The sequence below is a fragment of the Nocardia sp. NPDC050175 genome, from assembly GCF_044459885.1.
Lineage (GTDB): Bacteria > Actinomycetota > Actinomycetes > Mycobacteriales > Mycobacteriaceae > Nocardia.
Map to the genome: position 1 here is coordinate 64874 of NZ_JBITJI010000020.1, position 24804 is coordinate 89677.

Genomic DNA, 24804 nt, shown 5'->3' on the forward strand with positions numbered 1-24804 from the left:
GGTCAGCGATACCGGACGGGTTCCGGTAGGCGGCGGGCGGGGACGAGTTCCCACCAAGTGATGCAACGCCAGATCCATTCGACGGGGCCGTAATAGAACAGCTTCAGCCAGGCCCAGCTGGCGATCGCTTGGATGGCGATGATGGTGGCGGCCAGGCATAGGAGGACGCCGTACTTGTCGGAGCCGGAGAGGTGGAGGTGGGGTTCGGCTAGGAGGATCAGGGCGGTTGCGGAGATGTAGTTGGTTAGGGCCATTCGGCCCATTGGTTCGAGTACCTCCGAGAGGACTGCGCCGGTTTCGGTGCGGAGGATGAGTAGTAGGCCGGTTAGGTAGGTGAGGGCGCCGAGAAGGCCTGCGATTGGGGGTGCGGTGCTTACCAGGAGGTCCTGGTAGGGGGTGTGGTATTCCCACATTGCTGTCAGTACTGCGGCGGGGAGGGCTAGGGCGAAGACGGCGGTGAGTTGCCAGGTGCGTTCGTTGAGGGTGTCGGCGATGCCGTAGCGGTCGGCGGCCAGGCCGAGGAGGAAAAGGCCTGGTACGAGGGCGAGGCCGCCGCCGAGGGTTAGCGCGACGCCGATGGTTGCGGCGAGGCCGGCGACCAGGATTGCCAAGCGCGGCAAGCCTGTTGCGGGTAGGAGGACCACCAAGCCGACTAGCGCGTAGGGCAGTAGCGCTTCGCCGGATTGGAACTGGTGGTGGATGAGGCCGAGGATGCCGAGGGCGACGAGGCGGCGGATCAGGATGAGGCGGGGGCGATCGGTGCGTTGCGCCGCGCGGTCGAGGAACAGCGCGAAGCTGAGGCCGAACAGGAACGAGAAGATCGGGAAGAAGCGGCCCTCGAACAGGACCGAGAGCAGGTGTCGCAGCGGGACCATTTCGCCGGGTGCGCGCACCTCGGTCATGTCGGTGAGCTGCCAGATGTTGACCACCAGGATTCCGCACAGGGCGAATCCGCGCACGGCGTCGAGCTCGTGGATGCGGCCGGTGTCGTTCTGCATGGGTCTCAAACTAATGATCACCGGCGCCGGAACCACGCTTCTCCGGCGTGATGTCGCGCATATACTTCATGCACTAACTGTTTGTGCGTTAACATTGAGGGCAGTTCGACAGGAGGCCAGATGGACGATCCGTTGCAGCTCGACCGGCAGGTGTGCTTCGCGTTGGCGGTGGCCAATCGCGCGGTGCTCGGCGTCTACCGGCCGCTGCTGGAACCGCTCGGGCTCACCCACCCGCAGTATCTGGTGATGCTCGCACTGTGGGGCGAGGCGCCGATGTCGGTGAAGGCGATCGCCGAGGCGATTCAGCTGGACTCGCCGACGCTGTCGCCGCTGCTCAAGCGGTTGGAGAGCGCCGGGCTGATCACGCGCGAGCGGGACAGCCGCGACGAACGGAACCTGGTGGTGAACCTGACGCAGGCCGGTGTCGCGATGCGCAAGCAGGCCGAGCGGATCCCGCCCGCGGTGGTCGAGCGGCTCGGCGTCACCCTCGCCGATCTGGAGGAACTGCGCGAGGTGCTCACTCGCGTCAACGAGGCCGCGCGCAGGTCCCTGTCGGTCCAACCCACTTCGTAACACCCGTCAGGAGATCGCGCATGACCCGAAAAACACGGCGGCCCAACCCGATCCAGTGGATCGGCTACGCATTCGGTCGCCGCCTGCCCGATTCGATGACCGACTGGGTGCGCAACGACCTCGCCGGTAAGCACGCGACCAGCAGGCACATCGTGCGCGGCATGATCCCGTTCACCCCACTGTTCGTCGTCTTCCTACTTTTCCCGGGCGAACTGTGGTTACGCGGTTCGATGGTGCTGCTCGCCGTGCTCCTCGCGCTGTTCTACACGGCGGCCTTCATGCCGATGAACCGTGCCCATCGTCTGGCCAAGCACGGACTCCCCGCCGACTTGGAGAGCCCGGAACGCACGCGGCGGCGCGCGCTCGAACGCGCGAGGTACGCCGCACAGCACCCGCACTGACCGCCGCGCACGAGCTGTTGCGCCGCGCATGAAGTTGCCAGCAATTCAGTGCGCGAGTTGATGATTCGTGCGCGAGGTCAGCTGATGGTCAAGACGAGGCGCTGGTGGCGGCGGACGAAGATGCTCGGAACCCATTGGGCAGCACCGGGAACCAGGCGGTACGTATCGGTGCGGTCGAGGAGCGTGGCGAGCGCAATCCTGGCTTCCAGCCGCGCCAGTGCGGCACCGACGCAGAAATGAATGCCCTTGCCGAAGGCCAGATGTCCGCGCGGGACAAGCCGATTCAATTGGATCTCGTCCGGATCGGCGAAGACCGCCGGGTCGCGGTTCGCGGCACCCCACAACAACAGCAGGTGACTGCCTGCGGGCAGCTCGACGCCGCCCAGCTCGGTATCGGTGACAACGTGGCGATGGTGGGCGCGGAACGGCGATTCCAGCCGGAGCGTCTCCTCGAGGAACGGCTCGAGCAGATCGGGATCCGCACGGACGCGTCGTTGCATGGACTGGTCGGCGAGGAGCCGAGCGGCATTGCCGATCAGACCCGCGGTGGACTCACCGCCCGCGCCGACCAACTGAACCAGCATCACCACGGCGACCTCCCGGCTGAGATCGCCTGCGGCACAGGCACGGGCGAGGTCACCGAGCAGATCGTCCTGCGGATCGTCGCAGGCCGAGGCGAACTTCTCGTACAGGTAGCCCGCCAACTCCACCGAGGCTGTCACGACCGCGCCGAGGCGGTCGGTCGTGACTACCCCGGCGAGCAACTCGGTGCTGGTGTATCCCCAATTCATCAGCCGCGCAACGTCGCTGTCCGGCAGACCGAGCAGACCGGCTACTACGGTCATCGGCAGCTGGTCGGCCACCGCCGACATCCACTCGATACCGCTGCCGTCGAATCCCTTCTCCCACAATCGATCAACGATCGCAGCGATCGTCGCCTCCAGTGCTCGAATACGTTTCGCGACCAACGCGGGTAGCACGGTTTTGCGGTGCGACAGGTGCGCGGGGTCGTCTCCGGTGGCCAGAACGTGTACGGCCGCACCGCGATCGTCCAAACCGAATACCGCCGAGGACCCATCCGGCTGGCGGACCAGCGCGCCGGTCAGGTTCGAGGAGAAGTCCGTGACACGGGAGGTCGCCTCGACCACCAGGTCCCACCGGCTGACCAGGAAGAAGTCGGTGTCTGCCACGCGATACACCGGCGAGTCCGTCCGCAACCGCGCATAGAACGGGTACGGGTCGTCGAGCACGCTCGGCTCGAACAGGTCGATCGCGTCCAGCGCATTGGTCATCGCCGCCGCCTTTCCGTTGGGCCGATAACTGTTTCTCTACAACAGATTTCGCATGTTCCCGGCACGAGTCAACCGTTTCGGAAAAGTGAGAATCCGCTGCTCATCGCCTATATCGGCCGATATCTCGCACGTCGAGGAGACCTGCGGATACCTGTGGCAAACTGGTCCGATCCGTCTCACCGTGAGACAAAATTGTTCGACCGTATCTCGACCGAATCGAGGCCCGTGATGCCCGGACAGCCCGATTGGCTCGCCGGCGGCGACCGCCAGGCCCTCGCCATCGAGCGCATTCACGCAGCCGCCGCCGACCTGATCGGCCGCAACGGCATGGGCGGACTGACTATCGACCAGGTCGCCGCGCAGGCCGGATGCTCACGGGCGACGGTGTACCGGTATGTCGGCGGGAAGTCCGCCCTGCGTGCGGCGGTGCTGGCCGGGGCGACCGCCCGGGTCGCCCAGCTCATTCAGCGCTCGGTCGCACCACTCAGCGGACCGGAACGGGTGGCGCAGGCGATCCTCGCCGCGCTGACGGCGGTCCGCGCCGATCCGGTGGCGGTCGCCTTCCTGAACGCGAGCACACCGCAGGAGATCGACGCGTTCCTCGCGGGCAATCCCGACCTCGCCGCGACCGCCCTCGCGCTCACCGGAATCGCCACCGCCGACCCCGCCGCAGGGCAGTGGATCGTCCGGGTGGTGCTGTCACTGTTGTTTTGGCCCGCACCCGATCCCGCCACGGAGCGTGCGCTGGTCGAACGGTTCGTCGTGCCCAATTTCGCCGCATAGCAAGCAGACTCAGCGCAGGGCCCACGGCGCGATGTCCCGCACCGCGAAGTAGCCGTCGTCCTCGAGATCGTCGTCGTCCAGGAAGTCCAGCCAATTGCGCAGGGCGCGAACGAGTGTCCACGCTCTGGCACGATCGGGGTCGAGGCCTGCGCCGTCGACGATCGCGGCGAACCGATCGTCGATCGATGACTCGGTTCGGCGGTTCCAGATCAGCGACAGGGTGGTGAATTCGGGGTCGCCGACGAGTGGTTGCGGATCGATCACCAACCAGGGCTCGCGCGTCCCGCCGAGCACGTTCTCGTAGTGCAGATCCTCGTTGGCTAGTAGCCGGGCCGCGCTGGGGCCCAATTGATTACACGCATCGACCGCCGCGTCCAGCAGCTTGCGCGGGAATGGCTCACCGAGGCGCGCCCAGTCCTCGGGGAGTTCGGCGGCGTATCGCTCGGCCTCGTGCCGCAGGTCGCGGCTGAGGCCGGACGGGGCAGGAATCGCGAGCCGGCGCAGCAGGCCGGTGGCGATCCGCACGGCCTCGTCGATCGGTTCGGTCAGCAGCGACCGGGTCGGATCGAGGCGCTCGAGCAGCAGGACGCCGCGCTCAGGGTCGCTGTCCAGCAGTCGCACCGCGCCCACGCCGTTCCAGGCGGCGAGTGCGAGCGGTTCGTCGCGGGTCTCCGGCGTCATGAGGCTCAGTTTCAGCACGACCGCATTGCCGTCGGCCCTGGTGGCGGGCAGCACCAGCCCGGCGTAACCGTGCATGACGGGACCGTCGAGGCTCAAGTGCCACCGTCGCAGGTATTCCTCGGCCAGCCCGGGCAGCCGGTCCAGAAAGTCCCGCGCCTCCTGCCCCTCATTCCTGGCAAGGCGCTCAGCGAAAAACTCAGGAACAATGTTCACGTATCGAGCCTCTCAGCCCTGTCCAGCCAATTTCAGCGGACGCGCACGCCGAGGACCGCCAGTTGCACGCGGTTGGTGGTCCCGGTTTTGGCCATCAGGTTGGTGATGTGGGTTTTGACGGTGGTGATGCCGAGGTGCAGGCGGGTGGCGATGTCGGCGTTGGCAAGGCCCCTGGCGACCAGCGCCAGCACCTCCGCTTCGCGGGTGGTCAGGCCCTTGGGGGCGACGAAATCAGTCGCGGGCGCAGTGGTGCGTGCCGCGAGGGCGGAGTCGACGACACGGCGCAGGACGTCGGGCGAGAACGGGTGATCTCCGGCGGCGGCGCGGTGGATGCCCTGGAGTAGGTCGGTGGGTGAGGCGTCCTTGACGAGGAAGCCGCAGGCGCCTGCCGCCAAGGCCGGATAGAGGTGATCGTCGTCGTCGAAGGTGGTGAGCGCGAGCACGCGGGCAGTGGGTCGAGCCGCGAGAATCGCTGCGGTGGCACGGATTCCGTCCATGCCGGGCATGCGTAGGTCCATCAGGACGACGTCGGGAGTCAGTTGCTCCGCGAGCCGGACGGCATCCGTCCCGGTGGCCGCCTCCCCCACCACTTCGAGATCGTCGTCGGTCTGACAGAGCATGCGCAGGCCCGCACGGACCAGGTGCTGGTCGTCGACGATGAGGACGCGGATCGTCATGACGACACCGGCCTGCCGAACGGAAGACGCGCTGCGAGTTGCCATTCCGCGCCGACGGCGCTGGCGGCGAATTCGCCGCCGAGCAGTTCGATGCGCTCGTGCAGTCCGATCAGGCCGAGCCCGTGGCCGCCGGACCGATTCGCCGCAGCACCGTTGCCAGCGCTCGACTTCGGCGAAGATCCCTTGTCGCGCAACATGAATCGAACATCACCGTCCTGCATCGCAATGGTCAACCGCGCGGTCGCTCCCGATCCGGCGTGCTTCGCGATGTTCGAGATGCCCTCCTGGGTGAGGCGCAGCAGCGTAAGGGCAAGTACCGCATCGACATCGATGACGTCGTCAGGCACCTCGGCAACCACGGTGATCCCGGACTGCCGTGCACGGTCTACCACGGCGGCGAGCGCGGCGGGTAGATCGGCGGGCGCGATGAACGAGTCGCCGGTCATCGCGGGATCACGCAGGATGGCGACCAGCCTGCGCAGGTCGGTGAGGGTTTCTTTCCCGCTGGCGTGGATGTCGTCGAGCACTTCGAGCGCACCGGGTGGCGCGTCGGGCATGGCATGCCGGGCAACGCCGACGCGCAACACGGTCGAGGACACGTGGTGCGCGACCAGGTCGTGCAATTCCCGTGCGATGGCGGTGCGTTCGAGCGCTCGGGCGGCAGCGACCTCGGCATCGCGGCGCTGGGCGATCTCGTGCGCCTCACGTAACGCGTGGTCGGCACCCTCGCGCGCCGTGCGCAGCAGGACACCGATCAGCACCGGCGCGCCCGCCATGACGACCGCGCGATAACCGTGCGCGGCGAGGTCACCGTGCGGATGCAGCAGATAGGCACCGGCCAGCACGCCCGCGGCCAGCCACGGCTGCCAGCCGGATCGACGGGCCGACAATTCGACCAGCGCTATCGCGGCGGCCACCTTGGCGACCACCGGGCCCGTGTCACCGACCTCGAAACCGAGCACCAGCAGACCGCTGACCAGCAACGACGTGACGAACGGCCAGCGCACCCCACCCGCGCTCACCAGCACCGCGAGCAGCCCGATCGTCCAGTCGAGCACGCTCGGTGAATCGGCCAGGAACAGCAGACAGCCCATCGCCGCGATCACCAGCACCAGCAACCGCACCGGCAAGAACCGCACGTCGAGCCACGATTCCACCCCACGCGTCACCCCTGCCGAACTCACCACGAAACCCATCATGCCGTGCGCATAGCCGGCCCGGCTCCGCCCTCCGGAGGAGCGCCCTCCTCCTCGCGGCCGAGATTCGGGCCCGCGGGCGGAGTCGCCGGACCTCGGTTGCCGCGAAGGTTTCTGGCATGACGAACCAAGACGACTCGGCGCGAGTGTCCGACGGTGGCGAACTCCGCGATTCCCCGAGCGAGGCAGACCGACCCGACCGCGCGGCCGAGAACAAGAAGCCGAGCCGCAGGCGACTGCTCGGGACGATGGCTGCGTCCGGTCTCGCGGTCGGCGCGGCCGCGGGTCTCGCCGGAGGTGTTGCGCTGGGCGCGAATTCCAACCCACCCCGGTACACACCGACCGCGTTGCGGCGGTTCGAGGGCAAGACCGTGTTGATCACCGGCGCGACCTCGGGCATCGGCGCGGCGGCGGCGCATTTGTTCGCGGCGGAAGGCGGGCGAGTCGCGTTCTGCGGGCGACGTGAGGACCGCGGACGCGCAGTGGAGCGTGAGATCCGAGCGACAGGCGGTGAGGCGACCTACATCCGCGCGGACGTCCTGATCGAGGAGGATGTCCGTAATTTCGTCGACGCGACCGTGAAAACCTATGGCGGACTGGATGTCGCGTTCAACAATGCCGGCATCACCGTGCAGAAGAAGCTGCACGAGTACAGCACCGCCGAATTCGATCGGGTGCTGAACACCAACCTGCGCGGAACCTTTCTCGCGATGAAATACGAAGTGCCGCACATGCTTCAGCGCGGCGGCGGCACCATCGTGGTCACCTCGTCGAGCAACGCGCTCGCCACGGATGCAGGCCGAGGCGCGTACACGGCGAGCAAGCGTGGCCTGGTCGGCCTGGTCCAGGCCGCGGCGCTCGACTACGCGGCCAACGGCATCCGGGTCAACGCGCTGGTCCCCGGCACCACGGACACCGAGTTGGTGCGCCGGGCAGGCGGATTCGAGAACATCCCCGATGACGTGTACCAGGTGATGATGAAACAGTGGGCGAGCAGCAATGTTCCAGGGCTCGGCCGATTGGCGACAGCAGCGGAGATCGCCGCGTTCGCGCTTACTCTCGCCTCCCCCGAGCATCCGTATCTCACCGGCGCTCAACTCGTCATCGACGGCGGAAAGACCGCGCATGCTTAGGGTTCAGCGCAGCGCCCACGGTCCGATCTCCTGGACGGACGGGTAACCGGGGTCGTCGCAGTCTTCGTCCTCGACGGCCGCGTCCAGCATCTTGCGCGGGTACGGTCCGCCGAGCCGGGCCCATTCCCTGGGCAGTTCCTCGGCCCAGCTTGCGGATTCGGTCCGCAGGTTCCGCGAAATGCCTTGTGGCACTGGGATAGCCAGCCTGCTCAGTAGTTCGCAGGTGATCCGGACGGCGTCGTCGATCGGCTCGGTGTGCAGCGAACGTCCGGCATCCAGACGCTCCAGCAGCATCGCTCCGTTCTCCGCGTCGCTCTCGTAGAGCAGTACCGCACCGTCGCCCTGCCAGGCGGCCAAGGCGAATTTCGGCGGGCCTAATTGGGGGCGGGCTGCGGGCCCGGATTCGGGGGTGGCGGCACCGGAATGAACGGTGGCAGCCCAGGAATGATCGGCGGCGGAGCCGGATTCGCAGGCTGCGGAACTGGATTCGCGGGCGGCGGACCCGAATTCGCGGGCGGTGCACCTGGATCGGCAGGCGGCGGGACCGGGTCCACCTGGGGCGGTGGGCCCGGATTCTGCGGCGGTCCCGGGTTCGCGGGCGGCGGCGGATTGGCGGGCAGCCCGGCCGGCCCACCGCCTTGCTCCTGCGGGAGGCAGACCCAACGACCATCCGGCGGCAAGAACCACTGAGCGACGATCCCGTCGTGCGTACAGTCGTCGCCGACCGCGTGGACGTCCAGACCGGACCCTTGCGGTAGGCAGACCGAGCGTCCGTCCGGGCCCCGGCCCCACCGCGCGATGATCCCGTCGTGCGAGCAGTCGTCGCCGATCCGGTGCACGTCCTGCCCGGCCGGGACACACGCCCATTGACCGGCGCGCAGATCCCACCGCGCGAGGATGCCGCCCGCCGAGCAGTCGTCACCGAGCTTGCGGGCGGGCTGTGGCACCGGCGCGACCGGCGTCGCGGGCCCTGGACTCACCAGGTGCGGCGCCGAGGCGGCGGTGCCGCTGGACGACGGGCTCGCGGTGCTGGTCGCCGCGGCCGATTTCGTGTCCTTCGCGTCGTCATTCGACCCGAGCAGCAGCCCGATCGCGACCACGAGCACCAGCGCCGCCGCGATCACCGCCGCGACGACCAGGCCACGGTTGTCGGCGCCGCCTTCGGGTTCGTGACTGCCGCCGGGTGCCACCATCGAAACCGCCTTCACTGTATGGACAGGGAAATACCGGCACGAAAGTTGATCTTCACGGCACGCTACCCGAAGGTTGCTGAGTCGATGCTCACTTTATGCAATTTTCATTTACGCAGGTAGAAGCCATTTACCAGGATTAGCTACCGATAAACGCGTTTGCTGGCGGTACCGGTCACTGCTTGGGCAGCGCGCCGGCCACCCCGCCGACGTCGGCGACCTTCCAGCCGTTGTCCGGATCCACATTCACCGTGTAGGTGACGGTGGTCTGCGCGCCCTCGGGCGTCTGCGCGCTGGTCGAGGTGACGTTGAGGAAGACGTTCACCTTGTAGATCCCGTTGTCGGTGTTCATCACCTTGGCGGTGATCGGGGTCGAGGTCGAGGTCCACTTCAGCGGGACCAGGATGTCCTGCAGCTTGGGCGCGGTGGCGTCGAACTTGCCCGCCAGCTGCGGGGTGGTGTTGGTCTTGAGCTTGGCGACCCAGGCGTTGACGTCCTGGAAGTTGATGTTGGAGGCGCCGACCGCGTAGTCGGTGGCGACCTGCTCGGCGTGCTTGTCGGCGGCGGCCGCGGCGTCGCGATCGCTCACGTCACCGCGCGCCGATACCCACAGCGCGGCGAACACCGCGGTCGCAGCGCCCAGTGCCACCAGCGCGGCACCGACCGCGACGGTCGAGACGCGGATCGACACGGTCCGCGCGGCCTTGGCGGGCGGGGCCGCGGTGACGTCCTCGTCGGTCGTCGGCTTCGGTTCGGTCACAACGTCGTTCGACATCGCGGCCTCCTTTCCTACTTGATAGCGACCCGCACCTTGACGGCGCCGTCGGCGTCGACCTCGGCGAGGGCCTGGGCGATCAGGGCTGAGATATCGATCCGCGGCGCGGCCGAGACGGTCGCATCGACCAGGGGACGCAGGATCGGCGCCAGCGAACTCAGCTCCGGTTGGAGCTCGCGCAACGCGGCGATGGTCTTCTCGGTGAACGGGGCGAGCCCGTTGCCGGTGGTGTACTGATCGATCGGCTCGCCGTCGACCATCGTGCCCACGTGGGTGACCAAATTGCTCAGCGTCTGGGCGAACTTGGTCCACTCGGGTGCGGCGGCGCTGAAGGACGGGCCGACCCAATCCATGTTGGTTGCCGTGTTCTGCAGGCTGTTGAGCAGCGAGACGATCTGCGGGTTGCGGCTCATGATGGCCGCGGCGAGCAGGTCGCCGGAGCGTGCCAGGTTGGGGATCGCGGCGTCGGTGCCGACCAGGGACTGCTCGGCCGTGCTCACCAGCGAGCCGACCACCTTCGGATCGAGCTGGTTCAGCGTCGCGGTGGCCAGCCTGGCGACCTCCGGAATCGACAGCGGCGTACGCACATTCGCGGTCTTCAGCTGCTGACCGTCCCGAATGTAGGGTCCGCCATCGGAATTCGGCCGGAACTCGACGTACGGCTCGCCGAGCGCCGACAGATGTTCGATGGTGACCACGCTGTCGGTGGGCACCCGGCGGTCGGCGACCAGCTTCATCCCGACCTCGACCCCGCCGACGCTGTTGGTCACCGAGTTGACCCGGCCCACCTCGATGCCGGTGAGCAGCACCGGCGAACCGACCGCCAGCCCACCGGAATTGGCGAGCACCATGCTGGCGTGGGTGTAGTCGGCCAGCGGATCGACCCGCACCACCCCGAAGGTCAGATAACCCGCGCCGAGCACGATGATGGCGGCGATGCCGCCCAGCGAGGCGAGGTGCCCGAGCTTCATCGGACGACTCCGATCATGCGTAGCGTCTGGATGATTCGGTCGGTCTGGTCCTGCACGGGCACCGCTGCCGCGCCGTCGGTCTTGACCCCGACGATGTTCACCTTCGGGCCGCGCTCGGCGAACGGAATGATCTTGTCGCGGATCAGCGAAACCAAGGTCGGCAGATTCCCAGGCCGGCTCAGATCCAGCGGCCGGCCCGAGGCGAGCAGGGGCAGGAAGGCCTGCACCGTGCCGTCGGCGCTCTTCAGCAGCGGGCCGAGCCAGGTGAGCCCGGTGCCGATCGGACCGAGCGCGTTGAAGATCTTGGTCACCCCGATGATGGACGGCGCGATGCCGTTCATCTGATCCACCGACTCCTGGGTCAGCAGCTGGGCCAGCTCCGGCCGAATCTCGTGCAGGACATTGGAATTGTTGTCGATGCCGTCGAGCAGCGAATCGAGCTTGTCCAGGTGATTGCCCAGATCGACCGCGTCGTCGGACATGGTCTTGCCGATCTGCGCGGTCCGGCCGACGTCCTTGGGCAATACGTCGTTGAGCTGTTCGATGGTGTCCTGCACCTGCTGCACCGCGCCGCCCTGGGTGAAGGTGGCGAGCGCGGCCATCGTATCTTCCAGCTGCACCGGCGGTTTCGTCTGCGACAGCGGAATGGTGCCGTTCTCCGGCAGCAGCTTGTCGAAGCCGTTCGGCGGGGTGATCAGCGCGAGATGGATATCGCCGAGCACCGTGTTCTGCCGCAGTTCGGCGCGGGTGGCCGCCGGGAGCCGCACCGACTTCGAGATGCGAGCGTCGACAATGACATAGCCGCCGCGACCACCGGCCTTGGCCGAATCCACCACCGAGACATCGGAAACCGTGCCGACCTGCGCGCCGTTGGCCATGATCTTGGCGCGGGCAGGCAGATTCAGCACGTTCTCGAACTGGATCCGAATGTTGTAGGTGGCGCCGGAGACCTCGGCGCCTGGCACGGGAACCGAGGAGGGGTCGAAGGCACAGCCTGCGGCGGGCAGCACGGCCGCCATGGCCACTGCCAGACCGGCAACGAAACGCGCACCACCCTTAGGGCTTTCGTATCTCCGCTGAAATACGATGTGCAACCGCCCCGTTTCGTCTCGATGGAACTTCATCGCGCACCTGCCGATCCGAACACCAGGGCCGCCATATCGACCTTCACCAGACCGCCGTCCGCGGTGCAGCGCCCCGGCGCGATGGCATTCGCCGCCGCGCAGACCAGGTCGGCATTCGGCTGCGGAATCGCGACCTTCGGTGGGGCGTAAGCGATTCCGGAGTTGCCCACCGAGCGGAACGCGTCGGTCAGCACCGGCATCATCGACACGACCTGGGCCAATGAGCCGACCCTGGCGCGCAGGAACTTCACCAGCGGCACCGTGAAATCGAGGGCCTTGCCGAGCGGGCCACCGAAGGCGGTGGTGAGGTCGTTGAGCACCGGGAGCAGCTGCGCGAGACCATCGATCACGTCGGCACCCGGCATCAACAGGTCGTCCCGTGCCGTGACGAGTACCGGCGTCAACCGGGTGAACATGGATTCGATATCGCCCCAATGCTCTTCGACCTTCTTGCCGACCGAGGAGAAGGCATCGAAAACACCGACCAGGTGCGCGATGTCGGCGTCGGGCGAGGCCATGGCGCCGCTGAGCTGGTTGATGATCGCGTTGATCTGCGGGCCGGTGCCCGCAGTGGCCGCGTTCAACTGAGACAAGCCGTTGGAGAGCGCGTTGGGTGTCTTGGAATCCGGACCCGAGATCTCCGCCGACAGCTGCGCGACGGCGTTCAACGTCTCGGTGACGCTCTTGGGCGTCATCGTCTTGGTGATGCATTGCGAGGAGTTCCAGCGCGCGGTGTTCTTACCGCTCGACACCACGGCCAACTGCCGAGCCGCGACGATGCTGTCGGCCAGCGTGGTGGCGCCCGCGTCGGCGTACACCGGCTTGTCGGCCTCGACAGCGAACTCCACCTTCACCGATTTGCCCTGCGCGGCAATGGAAGTCACTGTCCCCACCGGAATGCCGCGCATGGTCACCTGATTGCCGACGTACAGGCCGACGGTGTCCGGCATGATCGCGCAGTAGCTCTCGGTCTTCTTCAGCGGATCGAAGGCGATGAAGTAACCGACCACGACCAGCACCACCGCGACGGCGGCACCCGAGACCGACATGAACGCCCGTGAACCGAGGACCTTGTGCAGCATCAGCAATCCTTCCCCGGTAGCGGCACGCACACCCGCGTGATCGCGTCGGCGGGCGCGGTGATGGTCTGACCGGACTGATCGACCGTCACGCCACCGTCCGGTATGGCCAGCGCCGACACCTTCTGCTGCATGTCCTGCACCGAGCCGATCACCGGATCCAGCCGATTCAGCAGCTCCTCCATCCGCGGCAGCACGTCGAAGAGCGGCTGCAGCTTCGGCTTCGCCTCCGCGTAGGTCGGCGCGATCGCCGCGGCCTTGGTGATGACCTGCTTCAGCAGCCGAATGCCCTCGGCCAGCTCGGCGCGCTTGCTGAGCACCAGGTCCTCCAGCAGGTTGGTGGCCTGCACCAACTTGCCGAGCGAGCCCTTGGCGCCGTCGTACATGGTGGTGTACTCGTCGGCGTTGGCGATCGCCTTGGAGATCATCACGTGCTGGCGATTGAGGTCGTCGACGAAGCTGTTGAGGCTGTCGAGGGTGGTGCGCAGCGTGTCGGGCGCCTGTGCGACGGAGGTGCCGAGCGCGGCGAGGTTGCGCCGCAAGGTATCTCCGTCGATCTTGCGCAGCGGCTCGGCCGCGTCCTGGAAGGTCTGCACCAGGCTGTACGGCAGCCGGACCCGGTCGGTCGGAATGTGCTTGCTGCCCAACGGGTTCGTCCCCGACGGGAACAGCGCGACGTAGTTGCCGCCGACGATGGTGAGCATGCGCACGTCCAACGTGGACTGGTCGCCGACGAACACGTTGGAGTCGACGGTGAAACGCATGAGCACCCGATCCGGTTTCAGCTCCAGCGATTTCACCGTGCCGACGCTGATGCCCGCGACGCGGATATCGTCACCGGACTTCACCGACTGCGCCTCGGACAGCTCGGCCGTGTAGGTCTTCTTGCCGAACGGGACGACGTAGAGCACGCCGACCCCGACGGCCAGGATCGCCACCAGCACCACACCGACCAGGCCGAGCCGGATCTCGCGCCGCTTCTTGTCCGCCTCACCGACTACCCGGCGATCGCCGAAGATCTTGCTCAACCAGCGCATACCGCCACCTGCTGTCCTGCGATCAGCACGCCGAAGACCTGCGGTACATCGGCTTGTCCCTTGGTGCACTGCGGCTTCCAGCCCGTCGAACCCGACTTGGGAATGGCGGCGTCGAACCCGGCCAGCAGCCCCGGCAGCTTGTCGAAGACCTCCAGGGCCTGCGCGGGATCGGGAAAGATCTGGTGGATCAACGCGTCCACGTCGTCGGGGCTTTGCAGACCGAGCGCGTCGAACATGTTGTTCAGCGGACCGAGCACCGAGGGCGCGGCCGCCGCGAACTGGGCCAGTCCGGTCATATTGGATTGCAGGCCGGAGATGACGTCGGCCAGCCGGGCCAGAATCGGCACCATGTAGTGGATCTTCCCGCCTGCCGTCTCGTGCAGATCGGACAGATTCTGCAGCACCTTGTCGATCACCGTCTGGCGGTCCTTGACGTGCGCCGCGAGCTTGTCGATGGCCTCGAGCGCGGGCCCGATCCCGTTGCCGTCGCCCTCGATCAGCGCGACCATGCTCGCGCTGAACTGGTTGATCTCCTCGGGCGAGATGGTGGCCAGCACCGGCTTCAGGCCGTTGAACATGCTGGTCACATCGAACGAGGGCACCGTGTGATCGGCGCTGACGGTCGCGCCGCCGGGAATGCGCTTGCCGGGCTGCGGCTGTTGCTGCAGGTCGACATAGCGTTGGCCGGTGAGGTTCTGATAGCGGATGGCCAGTTTCGAGTTGTCGTAGATCGGCGCATCGGTCTTGAGCGACAACTGGACTCGCGCCTGCGTGCCGTCGAGGGAGAGACTGTCGACCTTGCCGACCTGCACGCCGTACATGCGCACGTCGTCGCCGACCTTCAGACCGTTGGCATCGGTGAACAGCGCGGCGTGCTGTTCGGTCGGACCGGCGACCGGCCGCTTGATCGCCGTGCAGACGATGAACAGCACCCCGATCATCACCGCCGCGAACAGGGCGAGCCGCCAAGCGGAAGAACGTACGTTCATCGAGCACCACCCAACAGCGGTGCCAGCACCGGCACACCGCTGATATCGATCTCGGCGTTCAGCACCGGACCATTCGGGGTGTCCGGCATCGACGCGCGCAGGCGGCGCAGCAGTTCGGTGAGGTCGGCGCCCGACTGACGCGGCTGCGGCACCATCTGCGCGAGCAACTGCAGCACCGGGGCGAGCATGTCGGTGAGGCCGGAGAGGCTGCCGCCGAGCGTGCCGCCGAGGTTCGCGATGCCGGGCAGCAGTCGCTCGGTATGCATCCGCACGCCCGCGTCGAACGCGTCCCGATTGCCTTGCAGCCGTGGGATATTGCGCAGGATGTACACCATCAGCTCGTTGGCGCCCGCGAAGTCACCGGCACCGTAGAACGCGGGTCCGAGCCGGCCGGCCAGCTCCGAGGGCGGCATCCGCTGGTTGTCGGTCACGATCTGGGCCACCTGGATGATCGACTGCGCGAGCGGGGTGAACGCCTTCATGTTGTGCGAGACCTGGCTGATCACCGTGGCCATCTGCGGGGTGAGCACCGAGTCGCCGGTCTGCGACAGGCTGCGCAGCATGCTGCCCATGGTGGCGTCGAACACCGCGTCGGTATGGCCGCCGGTCAGGTCGATCACGCTGTCGTCGCGCAGCGCGGACCCGCCGGAGCCGCGGCGCAGGCCGATCTCGCTGATGCCGAAGAGGTTGGCAGGCGCGTAGTCGACCCGCATGCTGTCGTCTAGTCCGTGCAGTTGAGAGGGGTTCAGTCGCAAGGTGATTCGCTGCGTGCCCTGCTCGTCCGGCGCGATCGCGGCGACCGTGCCCACCTGCACGCCGTCCATCCGCACCGGCGTACCGGCCAGCACGCCGTCACCGATCTGCTCGGTGTGCAGGGTGATCTGTAAACCGTTGTCGGAGCGCAGCTCTCGATACAGCACGGTGACCGCCAACACCGCGATGATCACGCCGACCGCGATCACGCCGACCAGCCGGGTCTGGTGCTTGTCGATGGCCACTCCGGGCATTCCGTACTTCGGCATCGCCGTTACCCCGTAAAGCTGATCGTCGCGTTGAAGCCCCACAGCACGATGGTGAGGACCATGTCGATGGCCACGATCGCCACCGATGAGGCGCGCACCGCGCGGCCGGAGGCAATGCCGACGCCCTCGGGTCCGCCGGTGGCGAAGAAGCCGTAGTAGCTGTGGATGAGGATGACGACGGTGGCGAAGATGGCCACCTTGATCACCGCGGCGACCACGTCGAACCCGGACACGAACTGGAAGAAGTAGTGGTCGTACACGCCGCCGGATTGGCCGTGCACCAACGTGATCAGCCCGCGGCAGGACAGGTACGCCAGGATCAGCCCGATCAGGAAGGTCGGCACGATCGAGATCGCGCCGGCGATCACCCGGGTGGTCACCACGAACGGCACCGAGCGCAGGCCCATCGCCTCGAGCGCGTCGATCTCCTCCGAGATGCGCATGGAGCCGATCTCGGCGGTGATCCGGCAGCCGGCCTGCGCGGCGAAGCCGATGGCCGCGGCGATCGGCGCGAGCTCGCGGGTGGTGGCGTAGGCGGAGACGATGCCGGTGACCGGGCCCATGCCGAGCATGTTCAGCATGGTGAACGATTCGACGGCGACGGACGCGCCCATCACCAGGCCGAGCACGATCATCATCGGCACCGTGCCGCCGCCGACGATGACCGAGCCGCGGCCCCAGGTCATGTCGGAGATGATGCGCAGCGTCTCGTCGCGATAGTGCTTGAGCGTCGAGGGAATCGACGAGAGCACCTGCCAGACGAAGGCCAGCACGAAGCCGAGCGACTCGAACCGCGCGAAGACCAGGCTGCGGCGACGGTAGATCCAGCCCAAGCCCTTGGGCACATAGGTTGACGCCATCTCAGACCAGCCTGGTCGGCAGGAACATCTCGACCACCTGGGTGACGCCGAGGTTCACGATCGCGATCGACACCACCGAGAGCACCACGGCGGCGTTCACCGCGTCGGCGACCCCGCGCGGTCCGCCCTTGGCCTCCAGCCCGCGCTGGCAGGCGATGACCACCACCAGGAAGCCGAACAGGGCCGCCTTGAGCAGCGACACCCACACGTCGGCGACGGTGGTGAAGGAGCCGAAGGTGGCCCAGTAGCTGCCGGGAGTGACGTTCTGGCCGCCGACCGCGACCGCGTAACCCGCGACGATGCCGACGAAGATGATGAGGATGTTCAGCAGCGGCGCGACGACGATCATCGCGACCAGCCGCGGAATCACCAGGCGCGGAATCGGACTGATGCCCATGGTGTTGAGCGCGTCGATCTCCTCGCGGATGGTGCGCGCGCCGAGATCGGCGGCGATGGCGGCGGCGCCCGCGCCGCCGAGCAGGAATCCGGTGGCCAGCGGGGCGCCCTGCTTGATCACGCCAAGGCCGCCGGTCGCGCCGAGCAGCGAGTCGGCGCCGAGGGTGTGGATGAGGTTGCCGACCTGAATCGAGACGATGACGCCGAACGGGATCGCGATGAGGATCGCGGGGATCGCCGTGACGGTCACCAGGCGCCAAGCCTGCGTGGTCGCCTCGCGCCATTGGAACTGGCCGCGCACTATCCCGGTGACCGTGCCGGTCACCGATTCCCGCGCGATATCGACGGCACGACCGAACGTCCGCAAGGACGAGACGACCGTGTCGGAGAAGTTCCTGCGGACGATACGAACGGCAGAGGCGCTCGAGCGAGCCCGGGTCACAGGCGCCACGCGTGGCCCCGGCCAAGCCGGTGTGTCTCAGGTTTCACAATTGCTCTCTCCATGATGGGCGTCACTGCCAACAAGAAGCTATCGGTGACGATCGGTCACAGTAAAGCTGATCACGGTGTGATCATCACCTCCTCTGTGATCGCCGCTGACTAGCCGAAATAGCTGGTCAAAGCATCCGAATGGAAGTAGCTCGCCGTTCTGCAACAAGTTATCAGCGCATTTTGCTAAGCAATATGATGCGCGTCACGTAATCCGGTTAACTCTGAGCAAGATCTCGGTGCGATTACGGCGTGGACCGAATCAACAAAAAGGACAAGGTAGACGCAATATCGCAACGAGCGGGTGCACACCGGGACAACAGTCAGCACACCGAATATGAGTGACGCCGGTCACTCGTTGACGAATTCGGTTTCTTATCCGTGAGCTGAGTCACGCTCCGCTAAGGACTGGCCGCGAGGAACACAAAAGCGGAGAAAAGCGCCAAATGCACCCCGCCCTGTAAAAGCGTCGCCCGGCCGGGCACGACCGTCAGCACGCCGACCACGATCGTGAGCGCGAGCAACACCATCTGGGTGGCGCCGAGCCCGAGTTCCAGCGGACCGTCCAGCCAAATGGTGGCCACCGCGATCGCCGGGATGGTCAGGCCGATGCTCGCCATGGCCGAGCCGAGCGCGAGATTGAGGCTGATCTGCACCTGATCACGACGCGCGGCGCGGACCGCAGCGAGGGTCTCCGGCAGCAGCACCAGCAACGCGATCACCACGCCGACCGCAGACGGCGGCAGCCCGGCATCGGCGACGGCCGACTCGATGGACGGCGAGACCACCTTGGCCAGCCCGACCACACAGACCAGCGCGACGAACAGCATCGCCAGGCTGAGCATTGCGGCTTTCGCGGTGGGCGACGTGCTGTGCTCGTCGTCGTCGGTGACCACGCCGTCGCCCTCGACGGGCAGGAAGTCGTCCGGATGACGCACCGTCTGGACCATCACGAACAGCCCGTACAGCGCGAGCGAGGCGACCGCGGCGAAGGCCAGCTGCCCGGCGGAGAACTCCGGGCCCGACTGGCTGGTGGTGAAGGTCGGCAGCACCAGGCTGAGCGTGGCCAGCGTCGCGACCGTGGCCAGCGCCGCGCCGGTGCCCTCGGCGTTGAACACCGCCACCCGCCTGCGCAGCGCGCCGACCAGCAGGGAGAGGCCGAAGATGCCGTTGCAGGTGATCATCACCGCGGCGAAGACGGTGTCGCGAGCCAGCGACGCCGCCTTGTCACCGCCGGAGATCATCAGCGTGACGATCAGCGCCACCTCATACCATGATCTGTTACTGTTTTAAACATGCAGGTAGACGAAAAGGCGTTCATCTATGTCCGCATCTCCAAGGACAAAGAGGGCGCGGGGCTGGGAGTCGAACGTCAGCGGGCCGACTGCGCCAAGCTGGCCGCAGAACTGGGCTGGACCGTGGTGAAGGTGTACGACGACAACGACACCTCCGCCTACGCGCTCCGCAAGCCACGCAAGGGTTTTAACGAGATGTGCTCGGCGTTGGAGGAAGGAGTAGCGGACCGCGTGCTCGTGTGGCACACGGACCGGCTCGTACGTAGGACGCCGGAACTGGAGTCGTTCATCGAACTGTGCGAGCGTCGCAACGTCACCGTTCACACAGTCAAGGCGGGCATTCTCGACCTGTCCACGGCTACCGGTCAGATGATGGCGCGGGTGCAGGGCGCGATTGCTCAGCATGAGGTAGCGCGCGGTATCGAGCGCATGAAGTCAGCCAAGCGGCAGGCGGCCGTCGACGGGCGGTATCGGGGTGGGCCAAGACCGTTCGGCTACGAATCCGATGGAGTTACGTTGCGTGAGTCGGAGGCGAATGCGGTAAGAGAAGGCGCGGCCCAGCTGCTGCGTGGGACATCGCTCCGGCAGGTAACGCGGGAATGGAACGAGGCAGGTTTCCGGACATCACGCGGCGGCCTCGAGTTCAAGAGCGGTCAAGTCCGTAATGTCATGCTGCGCAAGCGCAATGCGGGGATGATCGAACATGAGGGCAAGATTCTCGGTGAAGCAAGCTGGGAACCGATCTTCGATCGTGACACCCTCACAGCCTTGGAGTCACTGTTGCGTGATCCGGCGCGAGCCAGCGGAGTGACTTACGAACGACGCTGGACGGGATCGAATGTGTACTTCTGCGGCAAGGAAGGGTGCGGCGCGCGAATGCTGACTACCGGTGCGCAGAGAGGGAAGGAATCACTTCCGGCGTACCGGTGTAGTCGGTCTTCCCACCTGTCGCGACTTGTCGAGCCAGTAGATGAGTACGTGGAAAGCGTTGTCCTCGAACGCCTTTCGCGACCAGATGCAAAGATCGTGCTCGGTAGTGACATGCAGGTGAACGTCGAGGCTTTGAAGAAGCGGGAGGCAGCCGTCGAGGCTCGACTGGATGACCTCATGACGATGTTCAACGCTGACGAAATCACAGGGCCGCAGTTCAAGAGCGGCACGGCCGAGAAGAGGCAAGAACTTGCCGATGTCAGGGCAGAAATAGCGCGGGCACGTGAACAATCCGTTCTCGCAAACCTGATCTTGGCTGGTGACGACATGAAGGCGGCCTGGAACGCGTGCAGTCCCGACGTGCGGGGCAAGATCGTTGATGCCCTGATGACGGTAACGATCCTTCCTGCGTCTCGTGGTCGCAAGATCGGCGGTAAGTACTTCGACCACCGATTCATCAGGATCGTTTGGAAGGACCCGAGCGCGGCTTAGCTCGATACGCGAGAAGCCCCGCCCTTCTTGCCGTTTGGCGAGTTGGACGGGGCTTCGTTGTGGGTGGCGGGTTACGCGGCGTCCGGCGTGACGGGTCGGCCGCTGCCGATCCAGTGCGCGACTTGCGCTCCGGGGGTTTGTGGCTGATATCCGTGGTTGTCGATGGACTGGTTTTGCTGCCGGAGAACGCAATCGACATGCGCGAGTCCGTTGCCCTGCTTGGGTTTACCGCAGATGTTGCACAGTCGGGTCGCAGTGGGCTCATGCTCGCTCGGGTGAGCCGACTGCGATTGCGGCTCAGTTGGCTCACAACGTTTGTCCTGGTCGGACCCAGTCGGCTCAGTCGGCCCAGTCGGCTCACGCATAGGTGAGATGACCGTGGCGCAGTGAGCCGACTGGGCGGGCAGTGCCCAGTAGGTCAGGCGGGGGAAGCCCACGGGTTCGCTGTGGACGCCGATCTTCTTGGCGGCGCGTTTGAGTGTGGATTCGGAGATGCCGATCTTCCTCGCGTTGGTCTTCACCTCCGAGGAAGCGACCCGGCCGTGTTCGGTGAGGTAGTCGGCCAGCCACATCTCAGCTTCGCTACGGTCCTCCGAGGTGGCGTCCTCGGCAGCCAGGAGATCGCGCACGTCGTGGTTGGATTCACCGAGCCAGCGCAGCACCCCGACGCTGGTTTCGCCGTCTTCGGTTGCCAGGGTGGCCGATTCGATCGTTGCCTCCATCGTGCGCATACCCCCAGCCAAGTTGCCCTTGGTGTTGGACACGACCAGGTTCCCGGACTCGGCATCGAGAGCGACAGAGAGCACCGAACGCGCCACTTGCGACCATGCCAGCGATCCGAGGATGAGCTTTCCGGTGTCGGCACCGTCACGCTTGCCGAAGTGCACGAGCCCGAGCACGACACAGCCCTGCCGGGCCGCGAGTTGGCCCAGGGGTTCGAGGTAGGCGCGCACGTCGTTGTTGTCGTTGCCCCGAAGACGGGAATCCATGGCCGACGTCGCGGCGTCGAGCACCACGAACGCCACATCGTGTGCGGCGATGACTCGTTCGAGTGCTGAGGTATCGAAGGGAAGGACCAGGGTTCCGGATTCGGTGGTGTCGGTGTGTACGTCAATGAACAGCACCCGGTCCATGTCCGCCCCGGCAGCCCGCAAGCGTGGCGCGACAGTGAACTCGCGAGCATCTTCGGTGTGGATGTAGATGACATTACGAGGCTGCCCGTGCAGGGCACCTTCCAAGGTGCCGTTGGTGATGTGGGCGCAGAACGAAGCGGCGATGGTCGACTTGCCCAGACCTTCGCGCCCGGCCAGCAACGTCAACGCGCCAGCGGGAGCCCACTCGGGGATAACCCATTCCAGGCGTTTGGTCTTGACCTCGCTGCCACGAACCACTTTCAACCGCCGACCACCTGCCGGTTCGGAATCGAAATCCGTAGCGACAGAATCGAATTCATCGACAGTATGTCCGGCAGCGATGTGGTCGGCCGCATCCTTGCCAGCGCGAGCCACCACCACGGATACCGACTCGGCGATCCCGCTGAGCTGGTCCACGACCCCAGCGGCGTGCTTGGCCCCAGCCTCGTCCTTGTCGGCCACCACGACCACCGTGCGCCCTTGCAGCGGTGTCCAGTCGAACAGGTGCGCCTTGCCCGCGCCGCCTGCCGAGCACACCGCCAGCTGTCCGACAGCTTCCAGTGCCAGGACATCCTTTTCGCCCTCGACCACGAACACCAACGCGTCGGGTGCGCCTGTCAGCTTCTCGGCACGAAACAGGCTGCGCCCCTTGGTGTTACCAGACTGCCGGAACTTCTTTTCCGGACTGCGGTGCACCTGTCGGCCATCGGCATAGGTGTAGGTGATGCCGGTTTTGGGGTTGTCGAACAAGTCGGCGGAGGTGAGGCCGACCGCGTCCAGGACATCGGCGGTGGGGTCACTGTGGGAGTAGATGAGCACCTGCCCGGATGTGGCAGTGATGACCACCGACCGGTCGGCCGCGCTGTGCCCCGGTGCCTGCGCGTACGCGCGCCCGGACTTCACCTCGACAGCGAGGCCGTGGCTGGTGAACGCTTCGAGGACCCGGTCGTAAGCGGTGCTGCTGGTAGGGTGGGACACGGTTTTCGGAATGTCCTTCCTGGTAGGGGGATGTTCGTTCGTCCCGGTCGGTGCGTCAACACCGACCGGGATTTCTTTTTGCTCTGGGCCGCTCATGCGGCGATCTGCCAGACCTGTTCAGGCTCGGCGGCTTCCGATGTCGTCATCGCCTGCTGTCCGGTCCGCAGCAGCGCGGTAATCCGTTCGCGCTGCCCTGCGGTGAACGGCGGAGCCTTGTCGACCAGGGTCTTGATGTGCGCCCGCATGTCGCTCACGCCGCAGCCTCTGGCGTGCCGTGCAGTTGCACCACCAAGGCGTCGAGTTCGTCTTGGTCGACCATGAAATTGCGTGGCCCGACCCGATACCCCCGCAGCAGCCCGCCGTGAATCCATGTCCGGATGGTCTGCGCGGTGCGCCCAACCCGCTTGCCCGCCTGCCCCGTCGTAAGACGAATACCCATCGTGTACTGCTCCTTATTCAGTTGTGGGTCACTACCGTTCGGCAACCGCATGTCCTTCTCCCGCGCTTGCCTGCCCCCAATTCTTGGGCAGGACGAATGAAATGCCAGATGTTTCCGACGCGAACAGGCATGAGCCCGCTCACAACCGAGACATCAAAACCCCTTGGAACCCGTATGGACTCCGAACAACCGAGTGGTGCGCTACCGGCTCGCCCCCCCAGGGGGAGGGGTCCCCGCCCGGTCTCTAGCTGCGATGACCGTCCGCGTCGCCCTTGTCGTTGGCCCTAGTATTACCCCCGCGAAATAGCCTGTGCGGAGTTGTAGTAGCCGTATGGCATTTCGCTATGTCTGGACAGGTTTCGAGATGCCTCGAGATTCCTCGAGATGCCTCAAACCCGACCGAAACCGGCCGAATGCCCGTGCTCGACATCACACGAGAAACCTTGTGTCGCACCGCCGCGAACGGTTGATGTCCCGCGTTCATGCGTCCCTCCCTTTTGTCCCGCACACGTGTCGGCCGGTCCGGTGCGCAAACCATGCCAGATTTTCGGCAACCCCCTGACGAAACAGACGACAGCGCTCCCGCTCCCGGCACCCGAACATGCCTCTGCGTCGCGTTTATCCCCTGTCTCGAAAACGTTCGTTATACGAGACGAGACACCCTCGACCCGAGACCCGTTGCCGTCCTGGGGTTTTGCCCGCCTGCACTGTCTTGCAACCCTGTCTCAAAACCCATAGTCTCAAAACCGGTAAATCGACGGGATTATGAGACAGGCGGGGCAATGGCAGTCATCGGGTACGCACGAGTGAGCACCACCGACCAAGACCCACAACTACAACTCGACGCACTCAACACCGCAGGCGCACAACGGATCTTCACCGACCACGGCGTATCCGGCACCAAGACCGAACGCCCCGAACTCGACGCCTGCCTCGATCACCTCCGCAAGGGCGACGTACTGACCGTGTGGAAGCTCGACCGGTTGGGCCGCAACACCGTTCACGTACTCCAGCTCATCGAGGAACTGACCCACCGCGGAATTGGGTTCCGCAGTCTGACCGAGGGATTGCACACCGACGGACCGATGGGCAAAGCCATGCTCACGATCATGGCCGCGTTCGCCCAACTCGAACGAGACACCATGATCGAACGCACCCGCGCCGGACTCGCCGCCGCAGCAGCCAACGGACGCAAGGGCGGTCGCCCCCGCAAAGTCGATGACGCCGACGCCGCCAAGGCTCGCGCGTTAAAGGCGAAGGACGTTCCCGTGCCCGACATCGCGAAAATGCTCGGATGCTCACGCGCCACCGTGTATCGCTACCTCTCCACCGCTAAATCGGTCTGAGCCGAAACCCCAACTACCCGCAAGCAATTCGGTTGCGGGTTCAAGGTCTACACCTAGTGTCAGGTCTATTTGTACGGTCGTGAACACATCTGTGGCATCGGCCGAACCTCCCCGGCGTCGATACCACCGGGGAAGGACTCGCCGACCCCACGGAATGGTTCCGGCGCTCCTCACCCCGAAGTTGCACCAATCTGGTGCACTGCTGAAGATCACAATTCGTTCCACCGACATGCGACACCGGCCCGATACCTGAGTGCGGGTAGCAGATCGATAGCTCTCTCCTCGCCGGCTCCGGCATCAGCGCAGTTCAGA

General features: G+C 66.0%; 25 protein-coding genes and 1 pseudogene. 6 read left to right on the top strand and 20 right to left on the bottom strand.

What is annotated here, in order from left to right; translation table 11 throughout:
* Nucleotides 1-2 precede the first annotated feature (2 nt).
* Entirely contained in the window at nt 3-998 is a 996-nt protein-coding gene (locus ACIBK2_RS42565; RefSeq protein ID WP_396976373.1) for a DUF418 domain-containing protein, read from the bottom strand.
* Between the two features lie 120 nt (nt 999-1118).
* On the opposite strand from ACIBK2_RS42565, the gene ACIBK2_RS42570 reads away from it, so the two are divergent.
* Together ACIBK2_RS42570 and ACIBK2_RS42575 are read left to right on the top strand one after the other, a co-directional pair.
* Nucleotides 1119-1571, top strand: a complete 453-nt coding sequence (locus ACIBK2_RS42570) for a MarR family winged helix-turn-helix transcriptional regulator (protein WP_396976375.1) — start codon at nt 1119-1121, stop codon at nt 1569-1571.
* 20 nt (nt 1572-1591) lie between these two features.
* Nucleotides 1592-1972 carry a DUF5313 family protein gene (locus ACIBK2_RS42575; protein ID WP_396976377.1) on the top strand — a complete coding sequence of 127 codons (381 nt, stop codon included), beginning with the start codon at nt 1592-1594 and terminating at the stop codon, nt 1970-1972.
* Nucleotides 1973-2049: 77 nt separating this feature from the next.
* Here ACIBK2_RS42575 and ACIBK2_RS42580 read toward each other — a convergent pair whose 3' ends face one another.
* Nucleotides 2050-3264: a cytochrome P450 gene (locus tag ACIBK2_RS42580; RefSeq protein WP_396976379.1), complete on the bottom strand. Its 1215-nt coding sequence runs from the start codon at nt 3262-3264 to the stop codon at nt 2050-2052.
* Nucleotides 3265-3492: 228 nt separating this feature from the next.
* Here ACIBK2_RS42580 and ACIBK2_RS42585 point away from each other — a divergent pair, with 228 nt between their 5' ends.
* Complete coding sequence (locus tag ACIBK2_RS42585) at nt 3493-4047, top strand: TetR/AcrR family transcriptional regulator (RefSeq protein ID WP_396976381.1); 555 nt, start codon at nt 3493-3495, stop codon at nt 4045-4047.
* A gap of 9 nt (nt 4048-4056) precedes the next feature.
* Here ACIBK2_RS42585 and ACIBK2_RS42590 read toward each other — a convergent pair whose 3' ends face one another.
* From ACIBK2_RS42590 to ACIBK2_RS42600, 3 genes are read right to left on the bottom strand one after another with little or no spacing between them, the layout of a single operon-like run.
* Nucleotides 4057-4941: an aminoglycoside phosphotransferase family protein gene (locus tag ACIBK2_RS42590; RefSeq protein ID WP_396976383.1), complete on the bottom strand. Its 885-nt coding sequence runs from the start codon at nt 4939-4941 to the stop codon at nt 4057-4059.
* A gap of 32 nt (nt 4942-4973) precedes the next feature.
* A complete protein-coding gene (locus ACIBK2_RS42595) occupies nt 4974-5618 on the bottom strand; it encodes a response regulator (RefSeq protein WP_396976385.1) in 645 nt (214 codons plus the stop codon).
* Nucleotides 5615-6814 carry a sensor histidine kinase gene (locus ACIBK2_RS42600; RefSeq protein WP_396976570.1) on the bottom strand — a complete coding sequence of 400 codons (1200 nt, stop codon included), beginning with the start codon at nt 6812-6814 and terminating at the stop codon, nt 5615-5617. The genes ACIBK2_RS42595 and ACIBK2_RS42600 overlap by 4 nt, the downstream gene beginning before the upstream one ends.
* A gap of 119 nt (nt 6815-6933) precedes the next feature.
* Here ACIBK2_RS42600 and ACIBK2_RS42605 point away from each other — a divergent pair, with 119 nt between their 5' ends.
* Nucleotides 6934-7947 (top strand): SDR family NAD(P)-dependent oxidoreductase, encoded by a 1014-nt coding sequence (locus tag ACIBK2_RS42605; protein ID WP_396976387.1) that lies wholly within the window; start codon nt 6934-6936, stop codon nt 7945-7947.
* Between the two features lie 3 nt (nt 7948-7950).
* On the opposite strand, the gene ACIBK2_RS42610 is transcribed toward ACIBK2_RS42605, so the two are convergent.
* From ACIBK2_RS42610 to ACIBK2_RS42665, 12 genes and pseudogenes are all read right to left on the bottom strand, one after another.
* Nucleotides 7951-8304, bottom strand: a complete 354-nt coding sequence (locus ACIBK2_RS42610) for an aminoglycoside phosphotransferase family protein (RefSeq protein WP_396976389.1) — start codon at nt 8302-8304, stop codon at nt 7951-7953.
* 17 nt (nt 8305-8321) lie between these two features.
* On the bottom strand, nt 8322-9140 hold the full coding sequence (locus tag ACIBK2_RS42615; RefSeq protein WP_396976391.1) for a hypothetical protein: 819 nt from the start codon (nt 9138-9140) through the stop codon (nt 8322-8324).
* A gap of 172 nt (nt 9141-9312) precedes the next feature.
* Nucleotides 9313-9912: a hypothetical protein gene (locus tag ACIBK2_RS42620; RefSeq protein ID WP_396976393.1), complete on the bottom strand. Its 600-nt coding sequence runs from the start codon at nt 9910-9912 to the stop codon at nt 9313-9315.
* A 14-nt stretch (nt 9913-9926) separates the two neighbouring features.
* Nucleotides 9927-10883, bottom strand: coding sequence for an MlaD family protein (locus tag ACIBK2_RS42625; protein WP_396976395.1), 957 nt, complete (start codon nt 10881-10883; stop codon nt 9927-9929).
* The gene (locus ACIBK2_RS42630; RefSeq protein WP_396976397.1) at nt 10880-12007 is read right to left on the bottom strand and encodes an MlaD family protein; all 1128 of its coding nucleotides are present in this window, start codon (nt 12005-12007) and stop codon (nt 10880-10882) included. Before ACIBK2_RS42630 ends, ACIBK2_RS42625 begins: the two co-directional genes overlap by 4 nt.
* Nucleotides 12004-13089, bottom strand: a complete 1086-nt coding sequence (locus tag ACIBK2_RS42635) for an MlaD family protein (RefSeq protein ID WP_396976399.1) — start codon at nt 13087-13089, stop codon at nt 12004-12006. Before ACIBK2_RS42635 ends, ACIBK2_RS42630 begins: the two co-directional genes overlap by 4 nt.
* Nucleotides 13089-14123 (bottom strand): MlaD family protein, encoded by a 1035-nt coding sequence (locus ACIBK2_RS42640; protein WP_396976401.1) that lies wholly within the window; start codon nt 14121-14123, stop codon nt 13089-13091. The genes ACIBK2_RS42635 and ACIBK2_RS42640 overlap by 1 nt, the downstream gene beginning before the upstream one ends.
* Nucleotides 14111-15112 (bottom strand): MlaD family protein, encoded by a 1002-nt coding sequence (locus tag ACIBK2_RS42645; RefSeq protein WP_396976403.1) that lies wholly within the window; start codon nt 15110-15112, stop codon nt 14111-14113. The genes ACIBK2_RS42640 and ACIBK2_RS42645 overlap by 13 nt, the downstream gene beginning before the upstream one ends.
* Nucleotides 15109-16176: an MlaD family protein gene (locus tag ACIBK2_RS42650; protein ID WP_396976405.1), complete on the bottom strand. Its 1068-nt coding sequence runs from the start codon at nt 16174-16176 to the stop codon at nt 15109-15111. Before ACIBK2_RS42650 ends, ACIBK2_RS42645 begins: the two co-directional genes overlap by 4 nt.
* The gene (locus ACIBK2_RS42655) at nt 16140-16994 is read right to left on the bottom strand and encodes an ABC transporter permease (RefSeq protein ID WP_396976407.1); all 855 of its coding nucleotides are present in this window, start codon (nt 16992-16994) and stop codon (nt 16140-16142) included. Before ACIBK2_RS42655 ends, ACIBK2_RS42650 begins: the two co-directional genes overlap by 37 nt.
* 1 nt (nt 16995) lies before the next feature.
* Entirely contained in the window at nt 16996-17841 is an 846-nt protein-coding gene (locus ACIBK2_RS42660) for an ABC transporter permease (RefSeq protein WP_379289637.1), read from the bottom strand.
* A 439-nt stretch (nt 17842-18280) separates the two neighbouring features.
* A pseudogene (locus ACIBK2_RS42665) lies at nt 18281-19147 on the bottom strand (calcium:proton antiporter); the annotation flags it as partial.
* Nucleotides 19148-19174: 27 nt separating this feature from the next.
* On the opposite strand from ACIBK2_RS42665, the gene ACIBK2_RS42670 reads away from it, so the two are divergent.
* Nucleotides 19175-20596: a recombinase family protein gene (locus ACIBK2_RS42670; RefSeq protein WP_396976410.1), complete on the top strand. Its 1422-nt coding sequence runs from the start codon at nt 19175-19177 to the stop codon at nt 20594-20596.
* 71 nt (nt 20597-20667) lie between these two features.
* On the opposite strand, the gene ACIBK2_RS42675 is transcribed toward ACIBK2_RS42670, so the two are convergent.
* The 3 genes from ACIBK2_RS42675 to ACIBK2_RS42685 form a co-directional block, all read right to left on the bottom strand.
* Nucleotides 20668-22707 (bottom strand): AAA family ATPase, encoded by a 2040-nt coding sequence (locus ACIBK2_RS42675; protein WP_396976412.1) that lies wholly within the window; start codon nt 22705-22707, stop codon nt 20668-20670.
* Between the two features lie 92 nt (nt 22708-22799).
* On the bottom strand, nt 22800-22961 hold the full coding sequence (locus ACIBK2_RS42680; RefSeq protein WP_396976414.1) for a hypothetical protein: 162 nt from the start codon (nt 22959-22961) through the stop codon (nt 22800-22802).
* Nucleotides 22958-23146, bottom strand: coding sequence for a DNA-binding protein (locus tag ACIBK2_RS42685; protein WP_396976416.1), 189 nt, complete (start codon nt 23144-23146; stop codon nt 22958-22960). The genes ACIBK2_RS42680 and ACIBK2_RS42685 overlap by 4 nt, the downstream gene beginning before the upstream one ends.
* A 782-nt stretch (nt 23147-23928) precedes the next feature.
* Between ACIBK2_RS42685 and ACIBK2_RS42690 the strand changes: the two genes are divergently transcribed.
* On the top strand, nt 23929-24492 hold the full coding sequence (locus ACIBK2_RS42690) for a recombinase family protein (RefSeq protein WP_396976418.1): 564 nt from the start codon (nt 23929-23931) through the stop codon (nt 24490-24492).
* The last annotated feature ends 312 nt before the right edge of the window (nt 24493-24804 follow it).